This window comes from Acinetobacter lwoffii, assembly GCF_024129595.1.
GTDB lineage: Bacteria > Pseudomonadota > Gammaproteobacteria > Pseudomonadales > Moraxellaceae > Acinetobacter > Acinetobacter lwoffii_O.
In genome coordinates this window covers 18,689-36,081 of record NZ_JAMXXS010000028.1, presented here as the reverse complement: position 1 = coordinate 36,081, position 17,393 = coordinate 18,689, and the positions used below count along the sequence as shown (strand labels likewise).

At 45.6% G+C, this 17,393-nt stretch carries 16 protein-coding genes; 1 reads left to right on the top strand and 15 read right to left on the bottom strand.

What is annotated here, in order from left to right; all coding sequences use genetic code 11:
- Window positions 1-208 precede the first annotated feature (208 nt).
- From NI466_RS12195 to ndhC, 15 genes are all read right to left on the bottom strand, one after another.
- On the bottom strand, window positions 209-502 hold the full coding sequence (locus NI466_RS12195) for a cold shock domain-containing protein (protein WP_004732065.1): 294 nt from the start codon (window positions 500-502) through the stop codon (window positions 209-211).
- Between the two features lie 84 nt (window positions 503-586).
- Complete coding sequence (gene upp / locus NI466_RS12190; RefSeq protein WP_004280765.1) at window positions 587-1,222, bottom strand: uracil phosphoribosyltransferase; 636 nt, start codon at window positions 1,220-1,222, stop codon at window positions 587-589.
- 123 nt (window positions 1,223-1,345) lie between these two features.
- Complete coding sequence (gene nuoN / locus NI466_RS12185) at window positions 1,346-2,890, bottom strand: NADH-quinone oxidoreductase subunit NuoN (protein ID WP_253173726.1); 1,545 nt, start codon at window positions 2,888-2,890, stop codon at window positions 1,346-1,348.
- A gap of 3 nt (window positions 2,891-2,893) precedes the next feature.
- Window positions 2,894-4,507, bottom strand: coding sequence for an NADH-quinone oxidoreductase subunit M (gene nuoM, locus NI466_RS12180; RefSeq protein ID WP_180086393.1), 1,614 nt, complete (start codon window positions 4,505-4,507; stop codon window positions 2,894-2,896).
- A gap of 1 nt (window position 4,508) precedes the next feature.
- Window positions 4,509-6,404 (bottom strand): NADH-quinone oxidoreductase subunit L, encoded by a 1,896-nt coding sequence (gene nuoL / locus NI466_RS12175; protein ID WP_253173725.1) that lies wholly within the window; start codon window positions 6,402-6,404, stop codon window positions 4,509-4,511.
- Window positions 6,401-6,709, bottom strand: coding sequence for an NADH-quinone oxidoreductase subunit NuoK (gene nuoK, locus NI466_RS12170; RefSeq protein ID WP_004280769.1), 309 nt, complete (start codon window positions 6,707-6,709; stop codon window positions 6,401-6,403). Before nuoK ends, nuoL begins: the two co-directional genes overlap by 4 nt.
- On the bottom strand, window positions 6,709-7,227 hold the full coding sequence (nuoJ, locus tag NI466_RS12165; RefSeq protein ID WP_171054322.1) for an NADH-quinone oxidoreductase subunit J: 519 nt from the start codon (window positions 7,225-7,227) through the stop codon (window positions 6,709-6,711). Before nuoJ ends, nuoK begins: the two co-directional genes overlap by 1 nt.
- Complete coding sequence (gene nuoI / locus NI466_RS12160) at window positions 7,227-7,769, bottom strand: NADH-quinone oxidoreductase subunit NuoI (RefSeq protein WP_004280771.1); 543 nt, start codon at window positions 7,767-7,769, stop codon at window positions 7,227-7,229. Before nuoI ends, nuoJ begins: the two co-directional genes overlap by 1 nt.
- 18 nt (window positions 7,770-7,787) lie before the next feature.
- Window positions 7,788-8,804: an NADH-quinone oxidoreductase subunit NuoH gene (gene nuoH, locus NI466_RS12155; protein ID WP_004280772.1), complete on the bottom strand. Its 1,017-nt coding sequence runs from the start codon at window positions 8,802-8,804 to the stop codon at window positions 7,788-7,790.
- 3 nt (window positions 8,805-8,807) lie between these two features.
- Window positions 8,808-11,486, bottom strand: a complete 2,679-nt coding sequence (gene nuoG, locus NI466_RS12150) for an NADH-quinone oxidoreductase subunit NuoG (protein ID WP_253173724.1) — start codon at window positions 11,484-11,486, stop codon at window positions 8,808-8,810.
- A gap of 11 nt (window positions 11,487-11,497) precedes the next feature.
- Window positions 11,498-12,829, bottom strand: coding sequence for an NADH-quinone oxidoreductase subunit NuoF (gene nuoF / locus NI466_RS12145; protein WP_004280774.1), 1,332 nt, complete (start codon window positions 12,827-12,829; stop codon window positions 11,498-11,500).
- On the bottom strand, window positions 12,826-13,335 hold the full coding sequence (nuoE, locus tag NI466_RS12140; RefSeq protein WP_004280775.1) for an NADH-quinone oxidoreductase subunit NuoE: 510 nt from the start codon (window positions 13,333-13,335) through the stop codon (window positions 12,826-12,828). The genes nuoF and nuoE overlap by 4 nt, the downstream gene beginning before the upstream one ends.
- A 14-nt stretch (window positions 13,336-13,349) precedes the next feature.
- Window positions 13,350-15,137: an NADH-quinone oxidoreductase subunit C/D gene (gene nuoC, locus NI466_RS12135; RefSeq protein ID WP_004732074.1), complete on the bottom strand. Its 1,788-nt coding sequence runs from the start codon at window positions 15,135-15,137 to the stop codon at window positions 13,350-13,352.
- 91 nt (window positions 15,138-15,228) lie between these two features.
- Window positions 15,229-15,909 carry a NuoB/complex I 20 kDa subunit family protein gene (locus NI466_RS12130; protein ID WP_004280778.1) on the bottom strand — a complete coding sequence of 227 codons (681 nt, stop codon included), beginning with the start codon at window positions 15,907-15,909 and terminating at the stop codon, window positions 15,229-15,231.
- Window positions 15,910-15,915: 6 nt separating this feature from the next.
- Window positions 15,916-16,461: an NADH-quinone oxidoreductase subunit A gene (gene ndhC / locus NI466_RS12125; protein ID WP_004280779.1), complete on the bottom strand. Its 546-nt coding sequence runs from the start codon at window positions 16,459-16,461 to the stop codon at window positions 15,916-15,918.
- 572 nt (window positions 16,462-17,033) lie between these two features.
- Between ndhC and NI466_RS12120 the strand changes: the two genes are divergently transcribed.
- Window positions 17,034-17,390 (top strand): hypothetical protein, encoded by a 357-nt coding sequence (locus tag NI466_RS12120; protein ID WP_004645876.1) that lies wholly within the window; start codon window positions 17,034-17,036, stop codon window positions 17,388-17,390.
- Window positions 17,391-17,393: the final 3 nt, after the last annotated feature.

The following is a 17,393-nucleotide window of genomic DNA, read 5'->3' as shown; positions in this document are numbered from 1 at the left end:
GGTAGGACATTTGATTTGTAGCGTTATTTTCATACCTCTATTTTATCAAAAGCCATATTGTTTTTTTCAGCATACTTTTTGAAACACCACCGATTTTTTATGTGTTATCTGTCTCTTTAAATATGTAAGCGGTGGTGCTATAAAAAAAGAGGCTCGAAAGCCTCTTTTTAAATGTGATCAAAACTATTTTTAGTGTGAAGATTATCCATTAACCACGGAAGTTGTTTAACAATGCCGATGTAATTGATTTATTGTGTGTTGCTACTTTGGTTTTTTTAGCTTTCTTTGAGTTGTCTTCGACACGTTCAATCTTAATCGCTTTATACTTATCGCCATTTTCAACAACATTAAATTTCACGCGTTCATTGCGTTTTGGCTCGCCTTCTGCCGCAGGGAAGTCTGAAATATGGAAGAATACATCTCCCTCAGCGCAGCCAATAAAACCGAAACCTTTGGCAGGGTCATACTGTTTGATTTTGCCCTGATACAATTCATCTTTCATGCTATTGTCCTATCCTGAAAATGCCCTGTCTACATTATATAAAAAAGAGGCTGTAGTAGCCCCTTTTTTCATCATATTCAAAAATTAGTCTTTTTGAACTGAACCAAAGATTTTATCGCCAGCATCGCCAAGACCTGGAACGATATAACCATTTTCATTTAAACCATTATCGATAGAAGCCGTAAAAATCACGACATCCGGATGCGTAGCTTCTACGCGCTTAATGCCTTCTGGTGCAGCAACCAGAACCATCACACGAATGTCTTTACAGCCGCTGGCTTTCAGTACATCAATTGCAGCCACTAAAGAAGAACCTGTCGCCAACATTGGATCAATGATCATCGCGATACGGTTTTGTACATCTGGAACCAGTTTTTTATAATAGGTACGTGCTTCCAGAGTTTCTTCATCACGCTCTAAACCAAGTACCGATACTTTTGCACTTGGAATCAGGTTCAGGAAACCGTCAAGCATTCCAATACCGGCACGTAAAATTGGCACAACCGTGATTTTTTTACCCGCGATACGGTCAACTGTAACAGCACCATTCCAGCCATCAATGTCATGTTCAACCATTGGCAGGTCTTTAGTTGCTTCATAAGTTAGAAGCATGGTCACTTCTTGAGCTAACTCACGGAAATTTTTGGTACTAATATCTGCACGACGGAGTAAACCAAGCTTATGTCGAATGAGTGGATGACGGATTTCATGGATTGCCACGGGAGAACACCTAAAAGGTTAAAGATAAATTTCCGCTATTATAAAGGCTTTTATTGATTTGTATAAATAAAAAAGCCCCCAATCATGGAGGCTTTTTTGTAATAACGTCAATCTTTGCAGATATTAGTTAAAACCACTTTGAACCAAAGTGAAAATGAACTGTTGCAATTCAGGTGACATGGCAAAGAATGCATATTTAGATACTGCAATCACCGGATCTGGGTAGATACCGATCACAAGTACCGCAAGCGCAGCAAGAAGTACCATGATACCGCCGACTTTTTGACCCCAATGATTCACCGCATCTAGACGTGGTGTTTCAGGTGGTGTCATGTAAAGTACAACCATTACGCGCAGGTAGTAATACAAACCGATACCAGAACCCAAGATAACCATCGCAGTCAGGAACCAGGCTTCGCCTGCAACCGCAGTTTTAATTACCAGGAACTTACCGATAAAGCCGGCAGTTAAAGGAATACCTGCAAGAGACAGCATCATCACCGTCAATACAGCAGTCAATACTGGACGGCGCCAGAACAGACCACGGTATTCAGCCAGACTACCCGCTTCATCCGTATTGTTATACGGACTAGACATCAGCGTAACAACACCGAACGCACCGATCGTGGTTAATACATAGGTAATCACGTAGACGTTTACACTTTCAAAAGTCGCGAAACCTTGAACCTGTAAGAAATCCGTATTACGTGAACTTACGATGGCAACCAGCAAATAACCAAAGTGTGCAATTGAAGAGTATGCCAAGATACGTTTCAAGTTCACCTGGCGAACCGCCAGCAAGTTACCTGCAAGGATAGACAGAACCGCAATAATCGAAATGATGGTGACGAAGCTGTCTGCCAAAATTAAACCTGAAGACAATGCATAACGAACAAAAAGACCAATCATCGCCACTTTTGCAACTGTCGCAAGGAAAGTCGCGATTGGCGCTGGTGCACCAGCGTATACGTCTGGTGTCCATTTGTGGAATGGTGCAAGCGATAATTTAAATGCCACAGCAAATACAATTAAAGCCAGACCAATCACGACAGCCGGTTGACTGAATACGGTAAACAGTTTGCCTGGTTCAGCAACGAAACTTAAAGTACCTGTATATGCATAAATATATGCCATACCCATGAGCAGCATTGCAGACGCAGTTGCTGAAAGCACCAGATATTTCACACCCGCTTCAAGCGATTGAGAACGTTGATGTGTATATGCCAACAAGCCATATACAGGAATCGACATTAACTCAAGGCTAATAAAGAATGATGCATAGTGTGAGCTAGCTACCATTAGCATGGCACCCGCAACGGATGTCAGCATCAGGATATACAGCTCTTCACGGTTATCTTTATAGGTTTCGATATACGCGTGAGATAGCGTTGCACATGCAAGTGCAGCAACCAGGATCACAAACTGGTACAGCATCGTAAATGGATCTACGATGAACAGATTCATCACGTTGGCAGGTGCAAATACGCCCGCCAACAAAACGAAAATGATATAGAACGCAGCAAGGTTTAAACCAATCACCGTGGTGGTAGCTACTAGGTTATGGTTACGCTTGATTGCGGTCAGCAACATCACGACGATCGCAGTTAACGACACGACCATCACAGGCGCTAGAGGCATAAGCTCAGAAAAAGACATTGTGAAGTTCATGGCTTATTGGATCTCCACATTTTCAAGTTGAGTCGTTACTTGATCAGCAACTTCAACCACTTCTTGAACTGGAATGTAGCTATTCGCTAACCACGCCATGCTTGAGTTAGAAACGTCAAGGAAGCTTTGTGGATATAGACCAAGCCAAAGTAGACCAAACGCACAGATCAACAATAATGCGATTTCACGTGCATTTAGATCTTTTAACGGATTTGTATAGTGCTGCTGTTGCGCTTCATTTGGTACACCAAACAAGGCTTTGTGAATCAGGATCAGACCGTACAGACCCGCAAATACCAAGCTGATTGCCGCAAGAATGGTAAACGCCGGGAATTGCGCATAAGCACCCATCAGGATCAGGAACTCACCAATGAAGTTACCTAGACCTGGAATACCCACCAACGCCGCAACGAAGAACATCAGGAAGAATGCAAGATATGGGAATTGACCACGCATACCACCCATCAAACGCATATCACGTGTATGCACACGCTCATATACCTGACCACACATAATGAACAGTGCAGCAGATGAAATACCATGTGCCAACATCATGATCATCAGACCTTGGAAGGTCAGGATGTTACCTGCGTAGATCGCAAGTAAAACGAAGCCCATGTGTGAAATAGAGGTATAAGCCAACAAGCGTTTCATATCGGTTTGCTGGAAAGCACACCAAGCACCGTAGAAAATACCGATTAAACCCAGGATGATTGCGAAGTCTGCAAACTGTGCAGACGCTGCCGGGAAGAACGGAATCACGAAACGTAATAAACCGTACGCCGCAGTCTTAATCAAGATACCTGCAAGATCGACAGAACCCGCAGTTGGTGCTTGTGCATGTGCATCTGGTAACCAGCCGTGTAATGGGAAAACTGGAAGTTTTACCGCAAAACCGATGAATAAACAGATCATGAATGCATAAGCCACCGCTGGCGCCTGAGCATCAAGCGTATTCGCCACACCTAATAAATAGTTGTAGTCGAAACGGATTTCACCCGTCATGGTATAGCCCACAGTCACCAGACCCAGGATACCAATCAGCATCACCAAACCGGCAACCTGCGTGTAAATGAAGAACTTGTTAGCTGCATAAACACGTGACTTGCCTTCTGCCCCTTTATGACCCCAAAGGGCAATCAGGAAGTAGATCGGCACCAGCATCATCTCCCAGAAGAAGAAGAACAGGAATAAGTCAATCGCCAGAAACACACCGATGACACCACCTAAAGACCATAAAAGGTTCAAGTGGAAGAAACCAACGTTCTTTTGAATCTCGCCCCATGAACAGCCTACTGCCAATACACCCAGGAGTGCAGTCAAGCCAACCATAAGAAGTGATAAACCATCCACTGCTAAGTGAATGTTAATGCCCAGGGTTTGAATCCAAGGCAATTTGAATTCGGCAGCCCACGAAGGTGTAGCACCGCCTAATTCATAGTTGTAAGTACCAGTCTGCCAAAGGACTATGGTCAAGACCAAGGTCACCAGCATACCGATCAGCGCGATATAACGCGGCAAGTGTTGGTCGAGTTTATCGACCAACCAGCATATGAAACCTGCAATGAACGGAATGAGGATCAGAGCCGGCAAAATAATATTGTTTGGAGCTTCCATTTTATTTCCCCACGACCTGAATCACGATCAAGATCATCAGTAGGACAACGACACCGAGCCCCATACTAGATGCATATTCACGCAGTGAACCGGTTTGACGTGAACTTGTAAAGCTGTGACCACCTTTAACAAGTGCAGGAAGTACCAGCCATAGGCCATCAATTGGATCACGACCAAAGATCTTCGCGAACATTAAATATGGCTTCACGAAAATGAGGTCATACAGCGTATCGAAACCTAATGCGTTACGGCAGATGTTGACCAGGCCAGCACCTACAGAAATGGCTGCAAAACGTTTGACTGCATTGTAAGCAAAAGCGAACAGCACGACACCGACTGCAAGACCTGTTAAAGCAACAGCGATTGCGATGTATTCAGCACCATGTGCACCTGCTTCAAGCGCTTCAGGAATAATGAAGGCTGGAATTTGGGCTGCATCCAGAATGCTCATTACCGGTGCTTTCAGGACGATCGCCAGACCTGTTGAAAGTACAGCAAGAATTGCCAGTGGCGCCCAGTAAGTTGCACCTTGGATTTCATGATAAGGTGTGTTTTCTTTGCCAAAGAATACAACCCAAATTAAACGGAATGTATAAATAGAGGTTAAGAATGCACCTGCAACACCGACCCAGTACAGCGTGTTATATACTGGCAAACCAGCAATATGACTTTGCGTCCAGACTGCAGCAAGAATCGCATCTTTTGAGAAGAAACCAATCGTCAGGAATGGAATCGCTGCCAATGCACCGCCACCAATCGCGAAACATGCAAACAGGAATTTGTTCTTGTAGAACAGACCGCCCATCTTGAAGATGTTTTGTTCGTGATGGTAAGCCAGAATCACCGCACCAGACGACAAGAACAATAATGCCTTGAAGAATGCGTGAGTCAGCATATGGAACAGACCTGCCTGGTATGCTTCAGCACCTACCGCCATAAACATATAACCGAGCTGACTCATGGTTGAGTATGCCAGAATACGTTTGATGTCGGTTTGAACCAGTGCAGCAAAACCAGCCACAAGCAAGGTCACCGCACCTGTGATCGAAATAAATACCATCACTTCTGGTGCAAGTTCAAAGACTGCGAATAGACGGCAGCACAGGTAAACACCCGCTGTTACCATCGTTGCAGCATGGATCAATGCAGAAACAGGTGTTGGACCTGCCATCGCATCGGCTAACCATGTTTGTAACGGGATCTGTGCAGATTTACCCGCCGCACCCAAGAACAATAACAATGCTGTCCAGATAGTCAAAGATGAACTTTGGGTCATTACAGTCGCTGCATTTTCAACGATGTACTGAATGTTCAAGGTACCGAATTGCTGGAAGATCAGGAACATGGCAATCAGCAAGAATACGTCACCGATACGGGTCACGGTAAATGCCTTGATTGCCGCCAGACCGTTTGCAGGGTTCTGGTAGTAATAACCGATCAGCAGGTATGAACACAGACCTACGCCTTCCCAACCCAGGAATAACAACGCCAGGTTGTCACCCAATACCAGCAATAACATGCTGGCAACGAACAGGTTGAAGTAAGAGAAGAAACGTGCAAAGTCTTCTTCACCGCGCATATACCATGATGCAAAGATGTGAATTAAGAAACCCACACCAGTGACCATGCCCAGCATCAATAAAGACAAGCCATCCAGCTGCAAGCTGATGCCCGGAGCAAAACTGCCAACACTGAACCAAGTCCAAAGATGTTGTACTACTGCAGTTGAACCATTGTTAACAAAGTCCATACCTGCAATCAGTGCGAACAGTGCAGATAAACCGACTGCACCCACACCAATCATCGCTGCAACAGATTCCGGAAGCTTGTTGCGCCCCGCCGCTAACAGGACAAAACCAATGAGCGGAAATAAAATTGTTAGATATAAATAACTCATCCGCGCATCTCACTAGCAGCATCCACATCCAGGTGATGGAAGCGATGATAGAACTGAAGGACGATCGCAAGACCAATACAAGCCTCTGCCGCAGCAAGCGTCAGGATCAGGATAAACATGATCTGACCATCTGGCTGTGCCCATGCACTGCCCGCCAGGACGAACGCTAAAGCAGCAGCGTTCATCATGATTTCAAGGCTCATTAAAATAAATAGTAGGTTGCGTCTCACCATTACACCGTAAAAACCCAGTGCAAAGAGAATAGATGCAACGATCAAACCATGCTCTAAAGGGATGTTGCCCATTATTCTTTTTCCTCTTCTGCATCTGGTTCACGTTTACCCAAATGGAATGCAGCTACCAAGGCAGCAAGCAATAACATCGCGGCAACTTCAACCAACAACAAGTATTGCGTAAAGAGTGCTTGACCCACTGCTTTCGGGCCCACCATTTCTGTACCCATTACCAGTGAAGCTTGTGTGTAATCAGAGTTTAATACCCATACCAGCACCAAACCGATCAGGAAGCTCATCAACGCCGGATAAGCCCAAGCCGATGAAGTCAACCATTTTCGTTCTTGTTCAACGGTCTGCTCACCCAGGTTCAGCATCATCACCACGAACACGAACAACACCATGATCGCGCCCGCATAAACGATCACTTCCAGCGCACCAGCGAATGGTGCACCGACGATCAGGAACATGCCTGCGACTGCAAGCAATGACACGATCAGGCTTAATAAAGCATGTACCGGATTCGCGTTAGTCACCACGCGAACCGTAGAGACAATGGCCACGAGGGCCATTAAATAAAATGGCCACATCATGGTAATAGACTCCGTACATCAACAGGTGCACTTTCACGCTGTGCTTGACCTTTGTCCTTGCCTGCAACTGCCATACCGGTTACACGGTAGAAGTTATAGTCAGGATATTTACCAGGACCAGAAATCAGCAGGTGTTCTTTTTCATAGACCAAGTCCTGACGAACATATTCGCCAAGCTCGAAGTCCGGGGTCATCTGAATCGCAGTGGTTGGACACGCTTCTTCACACATACCGCAGAAAATACAGCGTGAGAAGTTGATACGGAAAAATTCCGGATACCAGCGACCATCTTCACGTTCTGCTTTTTGTAGTGAAATACAGCCTACCGGACAGGCAACCGCACACAGGTTACATGCCACACAGCGTTCTTCGCCATCAGGGTCGCGCGTCAATACGATACGACCACGGAAGCGTGGTGGCACGATTTCTTCGGCCGGCACTTCCGGATATAAAATGGTGTCACGTTTACGTGTTGCGTGGCTGAACACCATCCACAACGAACGAACGATTGACCCGAATCCAGCTAGAAATTTAAACATTTTGTTCTCCCTGCTGTCTTAGGCCTGATTCATCAGAATCACAGCACCAGTTACCAAAAGGTTAACCAACGCCAATGGCAAGCAAATTTTCCAACCAAAGTTCATCACCTGGTCATAACGTGGACGCATTAAAGAACCACGCGCCAGTACAAACATCATTACAAAGAATGCTGTTTTGATAATGAACCAGAATGCTGCTGGAAGGAACGGAATATCAAGGTTGAATGGCGCAAGCCAGCCACCGAAGAATAAAGTCACGATCAATGCAGAGATCAGTACCACGTTGACGTATTCCGCAACGAAGAACATCCCCCATTTCATACCGCCGTATTCGACATGGTAACCTTCTGCCAGTTCCTGTTCTGCTTCTGGTTGGTCAAATGGGTGACGATGCGTTACCGCCACACCTGCAACCACGAAGATCAAGAAACCTAGGAACTGAGGAATCACAAACCAGACATCTTTTTGCGCTTCAACGATTTCACGCATGTTGAATGAACCGGCAATTGCCACCACACCCATCAACGAGATACCCAAGAACACTTCATACGAAATGGTTTGAGCTGCAGAACGTAAACCGCCCAGTAAGGCATATTTGTTGTTTGATGACCAGCCACCGAACAGGACTGCATAAACTGCAATACCCGCCATTGCCATAAAAAACAACAGGCCGATGTTCATGTCTGCTACACCTAAATAAGGTGATACAGGAATAACCATGAACGACAGCACCGCAGTTGCCATCGCAACTGCTGGCGCCATACGGAAAGTCAATTTGTCAGCAAACTTAGGTGTCCAGTCTTCCTTGAACATGATTTTCAGCATGTCGGCAACAATCTGGAACATACCACCCGGACCAACACGGTTCGGACCGTAACGGTCTTGCCACAAGCCGAGTAAACGACGTTCAATAAAAGACATCAACGCAGCGATCAGTACTACAACCAGCAAGATCACAATCGCTTGAATGACTGAATAGGCAATTGGCCAGTTTTCAGCCCACAGCGGCGTTTGACGGATTAATTCTTGTTCCATGAATTACACTCCTACCGCGACTGAAACAGGCTCTGCAAGAGATACCGTCGGTGCCAGACCGATTGGGTAGCCAATATAACCTGTCGGTAAATATTCAATCACTTGAACTGGAAGAACGATTGATGTCTCACCTGCTTTCACCGTGATTGTCTGACCATCTTGAACATTCAGGCGCGCTGCATCCTGCTCACCCACTGCAAATACCGCTTCAGGAATACGCGTTTCCATCGCTGGTGTTTTTACCGTGAATTCACCTGAACCAAAGATATGGTGCATTGGTACCAGACGGAAGCTTTCAGCATTGACCAGAACAGGTGCCGGTGCAACGAATGTACGTGCCGGACGTTTTGCCAAACGGTCGAATAAACGAACGCCTGAATCACCACCTTTGAGTGAACCACCTACAGTTTCCTGGAACTTGTTCCAGGCTTGTGGCGAGTTCCAGCCTGCAGACCATGCAAATGGAACCAGTGGAGATGGAGTCTGGTCTCCGACATAACCTTCCATCGAGAACGTTAATGCAGAGTCTTTATCTGTAGGCTGTTTCGGCTCATGTACAGACAATGGCGAACGCATTGAAGTACGACCTGAGTAACGACGTGGTTCACGTGCCACTTTCAAGCCATGAACACGGAAGCCCGCATCAGGTGCAACATCCAGAATGCCTTCAAGCGCAGGAACGTTTTTCGCCACTGACTCGATCACATCATCCAGTAAAGTCCAAGAAATCGCTTTGCCTTTTACGCCTGTTTCCAGAGCGTGTAACCAGCGCCAAGATTCCTTGATCGCCAATTCAGGATTGTAGTAGCTTGGGTCATACACTTGGTAGAAACGTTGTGCACGGCCTTCTTGAGAAACGACAGTACCATCACCTTCAGCAAACGATGCAGCAGAAAGTACGATGTCGGCTTTTTTCACTGTTGCAGTTTCAGAGTGATCCAGTACGATCACATCTTTACCTGCAAGTGCAGCATCGACCTGTGCAGCAGGAAGACGACGGTAAAGGTCGTTTTCAACCACAATCACAGTATCGTAATCTTGTGCAAATGCTTGCTCTAGGCTTTGACCACCAAAGATTGCCATACCCATCGAGTTCACTTCAGGAACCGTCAAAGTCAGACCCGCATTACCCAGATTCTGTGCAACTTGTGCAGCAGCTTCCATAATGGCAGGATCTTGCAAGCTTGTACCCGAGATAATCAGTGGTTTCTTCGCAGCTTTTAAAGTGTCCGCAATGGTTTGTGCAAATGCTTTGGCATCGTCATCTAAACCAAGAATCGTTTCACCAGCAACTGCTGCAGCAACCGCAAAACCTAAACGCGCGATGTCGTTTGGAGAAGCAACCACTTCGCCTTCAGCAACATCAGACAAACGGGTTTGTGTCGCAGCCAGGATGTAAATCGGAGATTTTGCATCTTGGGCAATACGTTGTACCGGCTCAGCTAACCATTCTTGCGTACGGCGCTCTGCCGCCATCTCTTTGCCTTTATTTTTCGCAGCCTGGCGAACAGATAAAGCCATACGTGGCGCAGTTTGTGTGAGGTCTTCACCCAAAATTAACACAGCATCGTAGCTTTCAATTTCACGCATGTTCGGGTTGTAAACACACTCGGTTTGCATGATAGAAGCTGCCAACTCAACCAGATTCTGCTCTTTTTGAGATAGACCTGTTGAGAAGTTCTCTTGACCCACCAACTCACGAAGTGCGAAGTTTGATTCAAGTGATGCACGCGGTGAACCAATACCCAATACTTTTTTGCCCTGGATATTTGCAATGACCGTGTCTAGTGCTGCATCCACTGAAACAGTTTCAACAGTTGCACCTTGACGGAATTGTGGTTGACGCGGACGGTCCTCACGGTTCACATAACCTGTACCGAAACGGCCTTTGTCGCATAGGAAGTACTGGTTGACTTCACCGTTATAACGGTTTTCTACGCGGCGAAGTTCGCCATAACGCTCACCCGGAGAGATGTTACAACCTGAAGAACAGCCTTGGCATACGCTTGGCGCATACTGCATGTCCCATTTACGGTTGTAGCGAGCCGAATGAGTTTTGTCGGTGAATACACCTGTTGGACATACTTCAGTCAGGTTGCCCGAGAATTCAGACTCTAAAGTACCTGATTCAGGACGACCGAAGTACACACGTGATGCATTGGCATACACGCCGAAGTCCGTACCACCTGCGTAGTCTTTGTAATAACGCACACAACGGTAACACGCGATACAACGGTTCATTTCGTGAGAAATGAATGAGCCAAGCTCCTGGTTGTAATGGGTACGCTTCGTGAAACGGTAGCGACGACGGTCATGCTGCGTCATTACAGTCATATCTTGTAAATGACAGTGACCCCCTTCTTCACAGACTGGACAGTCGTGCGGATGGTTGGTCATCAAGAATTCAACAATCGAAGCACGGAAATCTTTGGCTTCTTTGTCTTCAATCGAGATGTAGGTATTGTCAGATGCTGGCGTCATACATGACATGACCAAACGGCCACGCGTATCTTCTGGATTCGCGTACTGGGTCACGGCACATTGACGGCAAGAACCGACAGAACCTAAGGATGGATGCCAACAAAAGTATGGGATATCAATGCCAAGACTCAAACATGCTTGTAGCAAGTTTTCCGAGCCGTTGACTTCATACGATTTGCCATCGACATGAATTGTAGCCATAGTCGAATTCCTTAAGCTTGTTCTACGTTGCTGGTTTGAGCGGCGGCATTCACAACCTTCGCTTCAAATTCGCCACGGAAATATTTGAGTGCGCCCATAAGCGGCTCCATTGCACCCGGTGCGTGGGCACAGAAAGTTTTACCAATCCAAAGCTTACGAGTCAGTTCTTGTAAGTGATCGATATCTTCTTTCTTACCTGTGCCATCTTCCAGTGCTTTCAGCGCTTTCACCGCCCAAGGTAAGCCATCACGGCAAGGCGTACAGAAACCACATGATTCGCGTGCAAAGAATTCTTCGAGGTTACGTGTCGCTGAAACCATACATTGGGTTTCATCTACCACCATCAACAAACAAGTCCCTAAACGCGAACCTGCCTTCATGATGCTTTCCGCATCCATAGGAAGATCAATATGCTCAGCAGCCAGGAAGTCAGTCGATGCACCACCCGGTAACCATGCTTTCAGTTTCAAACCGTCACGCATACCACCAGCATGGTCTTCAATCACTTCACGTGCTGTCGTACCAAATGGAAGCTCCCATAGACCCGGGAATTTCACTTTACCTGATGCACCATAAATCTTGGTGCCTGGATCTTTCGACTTACCCGCAGATAAGTTGATGTACCATTCAGGACCACGCAGCATGATTGCCGGTAAGTTGTTGTAGGTCTCTACGTTGTTCACAATCGTAGGACGACCCCAAGCACCTGCAACTTGCGGGAATGGCGGTTTAGTACGCGGGTTGGCACGGCGACCTTCTAGCGAGTTAATCAATGCAGTCTCTTCACCGCAGATATAACGACCCGCACCGGTATGCACGTGTAACTCGAAGTTCCAGCCTGTACCAAGGATGTTATCCCCTAAGTAACCTTTGGCACGAACTTGCTCAAGTGCTTCATTTAAGTACTGAGCAGCTTCAATGTACTCGCCACGGATAAAGATATAACCGTGTGTTGCTTCAAGCGTATAACCCGCAATCAGCATCCCTTCGATCAATTGATGAGGAAGATCTTCCATCAACAAACGGTCTTTAAAGGTACCTGGTTCCATCTCATCGGCATTACAAATCAGGTAACGTGGACCCGAGTTGTCATTTGGCGCCATAAGTGACCATTTAATGCCTGCCGGGAAGCCTGCACCACCACGACCTTTAACAGTCGCTGCCTTAACCACTTCCAATACATCTTTAGGCGACATGGTCAGTGCTTTTTTAAAGCCTGCATAACCTTCCAGCGCTTCGTAATCATCTGCATTACGTACGTTGGCTTGTTTGCTTAAACGCCATGTTAATGGATGCGTTTCCGGGTTACCGTCGCCATAAATTGGTTTTGGTTCAGTATTCATACATACTTCTCCAACAGCTGTTTCACCGAAGTCACTTCAACCAGACCGTGCGTGTCTTCATCAATCATTAAGGTTGGACCTTTGTCACAGTTGCCCAGACAGCAAATTGGCAGCAAAGTGAAACGACCATCTGCAGTCGTTTGACCAAACTGGATTCCTAATTCGCGCTGGAATGCTTCTGCCAAAGTTTCCGCACCCATCAGGAAACACGCAATCGAATCACATAACAAAATTACGTGACGACCGACCGGCTGACGGTAAATACGGTTATAGAACGTTGCCACACCTTCAAGGTCTGCAACGCTCATGCTGAGCATTTGTGCGATGGCATTCATTTGCGCATCATCTACCCAGCCATTACGGCGTTGTACACACTTCAGCGCATCTAGACACGCTGCACGTGGGTATGGGTAGTGCCCCATGTGATGTTCGATATCGTGAATTTCGTCCGCAGTCAAAATTCCTTCAACATTCACACGTGGCTTTTTATCAGTCAAAATCATCATAATGCGTTTACCCCTTAGCGATCCACGTCAGCCATTACGACGTCAATGGTCGCTAAATAAATGATTAAGTCAGACATTAAGCTGCCGTTAATCACAGAAGGCATTTGCTGTAAATGCGTGAAGGTTGGTGTACGGATACGGGTACGGTAACTCATAGTTGACTTGTCTGAAGTCAAGTAGTAGTTCGACGCGCCTTTCACCACTTCCGCCATCACAGATGCTTCACCCGCCGGCATTACAGGACCCCAAGATACGCTCAGGAAGTGCGTAATTAAGGTTTCAATATCTTGTAATGTCTTGTCTTTTGGTGGTGGAACAGCCAGTGGATGGTCTGCTTTATACGCACCAGACGGCATATTATCTAAACATTGTTTGATAATTTTCAGTGATTCTTCGATTTCACGGTAGTGAACGATGACACGTGCATAGGCATCGCCTTCGTACTCAACCGGCACTTCGAAGTCATAATTTTCATAGCCGCTATATGGACGATATTTACGTACGTCAAAGTCGATACCTGTAGCGCGTAGACCTGTACCTGTTACACCCCAAGCCAATGCAGATTTTGCATCGTATTGCGCAACATTACGGGTACGACCCACAAACACCGAGTTTTTCAGCGCTGCAGTATGGTATTCCTTCAAACGTTTCGGCATCCAGTCCAGGATTTCACGGATCAGGTGCTGCCAGTTGTTTGGAAGGTCATGTGCTGTACCGCCAATACGGAACCATGCCGGGTGCATACGGTAACCGGTGATCGCTTCAATCGCGTCATAGATTTTCTGACGGTCAGCAAACATGTAGAAGACTGGCGTCATACCGCCGGCATCCTGAATCGCAGTACCAATGAACAGCAAGTGGTTATTGATACGAAACAGTTCAGACATCATCACGCGAATACATTGCGCACGGTCAGGTACCGTAATACCCGCCATTTGCTCTACGCCAAGCACGTAAGGCATGTTTTGCGCACAACCACCGAGGTAGTCGACACGGTCTGTATACGGAATGAATGAATGCCAGGTTTGACGTTCAGCCATCTTTTCCACACCACGGTGGTGATAACCGATATCAGGCACACAGTCTTTCACTTCTTCACCGTCCAGCTGCAAGATCACACGGAACGCACCGTGCGCAGATGGATGGTTCGGACCCAAGTTCAGGAACATGAAGTCTTCATCGGCATTGCCGCGCTTCATACCCCAATCTTCAGGGACGAAACGAAGATGTTCCTGTTCGTAGTCCTGTTTGGCTTTATCTTGCAAATACGGCGTATATTCAGTCGCACGTGCAGAATATTCTTTACGTAGCGGATGACCTTCCCAATAGGTTGGCAACAAGATACGACGGAGCATTGGATGCCCTTCGAAATTGATCCCGAACATATCGTAAGCTTCACGTTCGTACCAGTTGGCATTTGGCCAAATATTGGTTGCCGTCGGAAGATTCAAATCGCTTTCTGCTAAGGCAACTTTAATACGAATGTCAGTATTACGCTCGAGCGACAACAAGTGATAGAACACTGTGAAGTCAGACGCAGGTAAACCGTCGCGGTGCGTACGCAGACGCTCATCTACCGCTGACAAGTCGAACAACATCACGTAAGGACGTGACACTGTACGCAAGAACATTAAAACTTCTTGTACACGTGCGCGCTCAACCCAGACTGTCGGGAAATCCTCGAAAGTCGTTTGCACAAAGAAGTTCTCACCAAATTTGGTTTTGAGTTCTTCAATGATGGCAAATGCTGGGCGTGAATCAACAGGCGTTGATTCTGGCATAGCAATGTCAGTTTCAGCCATTGGCTTGGCTTCCTATTTAATACAAATTCAGTCAACCTAAACGACAATTACACCCATAGCGGGTGCACAACAAAACAACCTGTCGTTTAAATTATTTAATTTCATCCATAGAGCGTAAGTTCTTCACAGCAACACGCTGGTCTTTCTTACGGTCACGTTCCGGCATCATCTTTGGCTTATACACTGGCTTAAGATCATCACCGATCACCGCAGAAAGCGGACGACGCTCTAGTTGAATCTGGTCTTGCAACAGCATCAATGCCTGAATCAAAGCTTCAGGACGTGGTGGGCAACCTGGAATATACACATCGACCGGGATGATTTTATCCACACCTTGTACGACTGAATAAATATCGTACATACCACCTGAGTTGGCACATGCACCCATTGAAATGACCCATTTTGGTTCAAGCATCTGTTCGTACAGACGCTGAATTACTGGCGCCATTTTTACGAAGCAAGTACCCGCTACAATCATTAAGTCCGCCTGACGCGGTGAAGCACGGATAACCTCGGCACCAAAACGTGACAAGTCATGCACGCCGGTCAAGGTCGTTGCATATTCTACGTAGCAGCAAGATGTACCAAAGTTAAATGGCCAAACTGAGTTTTTACGACCCCAGTTGACTGCTGTATGCACCACATCCTCTAAGCGAGTCATGAATACATTTTTATTCACTTCTTCTTCTAGCAACGGATCTTCTACAACAATACGTTCCTGAAGTGGATATTGGTCAGCATTCGGATTCGCACGGGTTAATGTATATTTCATCCCGTCTTACTCCTTATCAGATAATTGAGTTTGTGACTTTTTCACAAAACCAGATGATTGAGCCGGGATTTGACCCGTTGGATCCATCACCAATTCTTCAATCGAGTTGAAGCGCGTAATTTCTGCAAGATCCATATTTGGCGAACCAATCTTAGCTTTAATTCCTGCTGCCTTACGTCTGTCTGAAGGTGCCCAATTGAGTGCGCCTGTCGATAATTCGTAAATCAAACCAACAAGTAAAACTATGATAAAGATAGCTGCAGTTGCAAAACCAATCCAACCTACCTCACGAACAGAAACTGCCCATGCATATAGATAAAGTGCTTCTAAATCAAACACCACAAAGAAAATTGCAACTAAATAGAACTTTGCAGACAAGCGGATACGAGCTCCACCTGCGCTAACTACACCTGACTCAAACTGCTCCTGCTTGGCACGGCCCCATGATTTACCCCCGAGGAGTAATGGGACAGTCAGCATAAAGACGCATAAAAATGTAACGCCGATCACGAAGGCAATAATTGCCCATTCGTATGGAGTAATAGCACTCATGCGGGGATAACTCCTGGCAGGCCTATTTGTTAACAAAGAATGTATGTATTGGCCTTCAAATACACCAAACACAAAATTAATCCCGCCAATTGTACCTGATTTTGGATTTCACTTGCTAGTTTATAAGCCTTAGTCTTTGGGATGATTTTTTAGACATTTCAGCATTTAATTTGACTTTAATCATTCAGAATTCATTTTAATCGTTTTCCCAAATTAAATTTTAATTATCTATTAATTTTTCTATAAAGAGCACTTCCAGAAAATAGGCTGATCGATAAGTTGCTTTTCTCGCCCACCCATTTAGATATAGTCTTTTTCACTATTGAATCCAAGTTAAATCGGATAAAAACTTATTTTAACAACTATTTTTTCTTTCAAACCAATTGATTTAACTTGATATTTAATGTGATTTTTTATATTTAACTGTTGCTTTACCCCCTGCAGCTACTTGGTAATCTTGGATTGGCAATTGTGTCTTTTTGCAACATGCTCAACGGACTGATTCAGAATATGTTATTTCTATTTCTAAACCACATCATGACATTAATAAAGTAACAATAAGGAGTCCTTGCATGTCTCTACGCTTTTCCCATCGACCTAATTATTTTTTATTTGCTCAATTACTGGTTCGCCATATAGAAAATTACATCCAGAAAAATCCCAACATAAGCCAGGCAGCTTTTGACTTACGTGACATCCATGCACTTTTTCAAGAGGACCATGCTTCTTCCAGCATCAATCTGGATGGCATTATGAATATCGCTGACGAATATAAAGTCGAAACCTTATCAGGCGACCAAAAACTGATTCAGCGTTATAACGTCGATGCGAAAAATACCAAACTGGTGATCGACTTTAACTCTGAAGCGCTACAAAGCTTAAAAGAGGGCAAATCACTCATTGAACCTGATGCGACCATTCAGGAATAAAAT

Bases quoted from the DNA above. Each gene is read 5' to 3' on its own strand.
- nuoF (WP_004280774.1), bottom strand. From the start codon at position 12,829: ATGAATACTGAACCAAAACCAATTTATGGCGACGGTAACCCGGAAACG.
- NI466_RS12120 (WP_004645876.1), top strand. From the start codon at position 17,034: ATGTCTCTACGCTTTTCCCATCGACCTAATTATTTTTTATTTGCTCAA.
- nuoI (WP_004280771.1), bottom strand. From the start codon at position 7,769: ATGTTTAAATTTCTAGCTGGATTCGGGTCAATCGTTCGTTCGTTGTGG.
- nuoM (WP_180086393.1), bottom strand. From the start codon at position 4,507: ATGGAAGCTCCAAACAATATTATTTTGCCGGCTCTGATCCTCATTCCG.
- NI466_RS12130 (WP_004280778.1), bottom strand. From the start codon at position 15,909: ATGAAATATACATTAACCCGTGCGAATCCGAATGCTGACCAATATCCA.
- nuoC (WP_004732074.1), bottom strand. From the start codon at position 15,137: ATGGCTGAAACTGACATTGCTATGCCAGAATCAACGCCTGTTGATTCA.
- NI466_RS12195 (WP_004732065.1), bottom strand. From the start codon at position 502: ATGAAAGATGAATTGTATCAGGGCAAAATCAAACAGTATGACCCTGCC.
- nuoE (WP_004280775.1), bottom strand. From the start codon at position 13,335: ATGATGATTTTGACTGATAAAAAGCCACGTGTGAATGTTGAAGGAATT.
- ndhC (WP_004280779.1), bottom strand. From the start codon at position 16,461: ATGAGTGCTATTACTCCATACGAATGGGCAATTATTGCCTTCGTGATC.
- nuoH (WP_004280772.1), bottom strand. From the start codon at position 8,804: ATGGAACAAGAATTAATCCGTCAAACGCCGCTGTGGGCTGAAAACTGG.
- nuoL (WP_253173725.1), bottom strand. From the start codon at position 6,404: ATGAGTTATTTATATCTAACAATTTTATTTCCGCTCATTGGTTTTGTC.
- nuoN (WP_253173726.1), bottom strand. From the start codon at position 2,890: ATGAACTTCACAATGTCTTTTTCTGAGCTTATGCCTCTAGCGCCTGTG.
- nuoG (WP_253173724.1), bottom strand. From the start codon at position 11,486: ATGGCTACAATTCATGTCGATGGCAAATCGTATGAAGTCAACGGCTCG.
- nuoK (WP_004280769.1), bottom strand. From the start codon at position 6,709: ATGGGCAACATCCCTTTAGAGCATGGTTTGATCGTTGCATCTATTCTC.
- nuoJ (WP_171054322.1), bottom strand. From the start codon at position 7,227: ATGTGGCCATTTTATTTAATGGCCCTCGTGGCCATTGTCTCTACGGTT.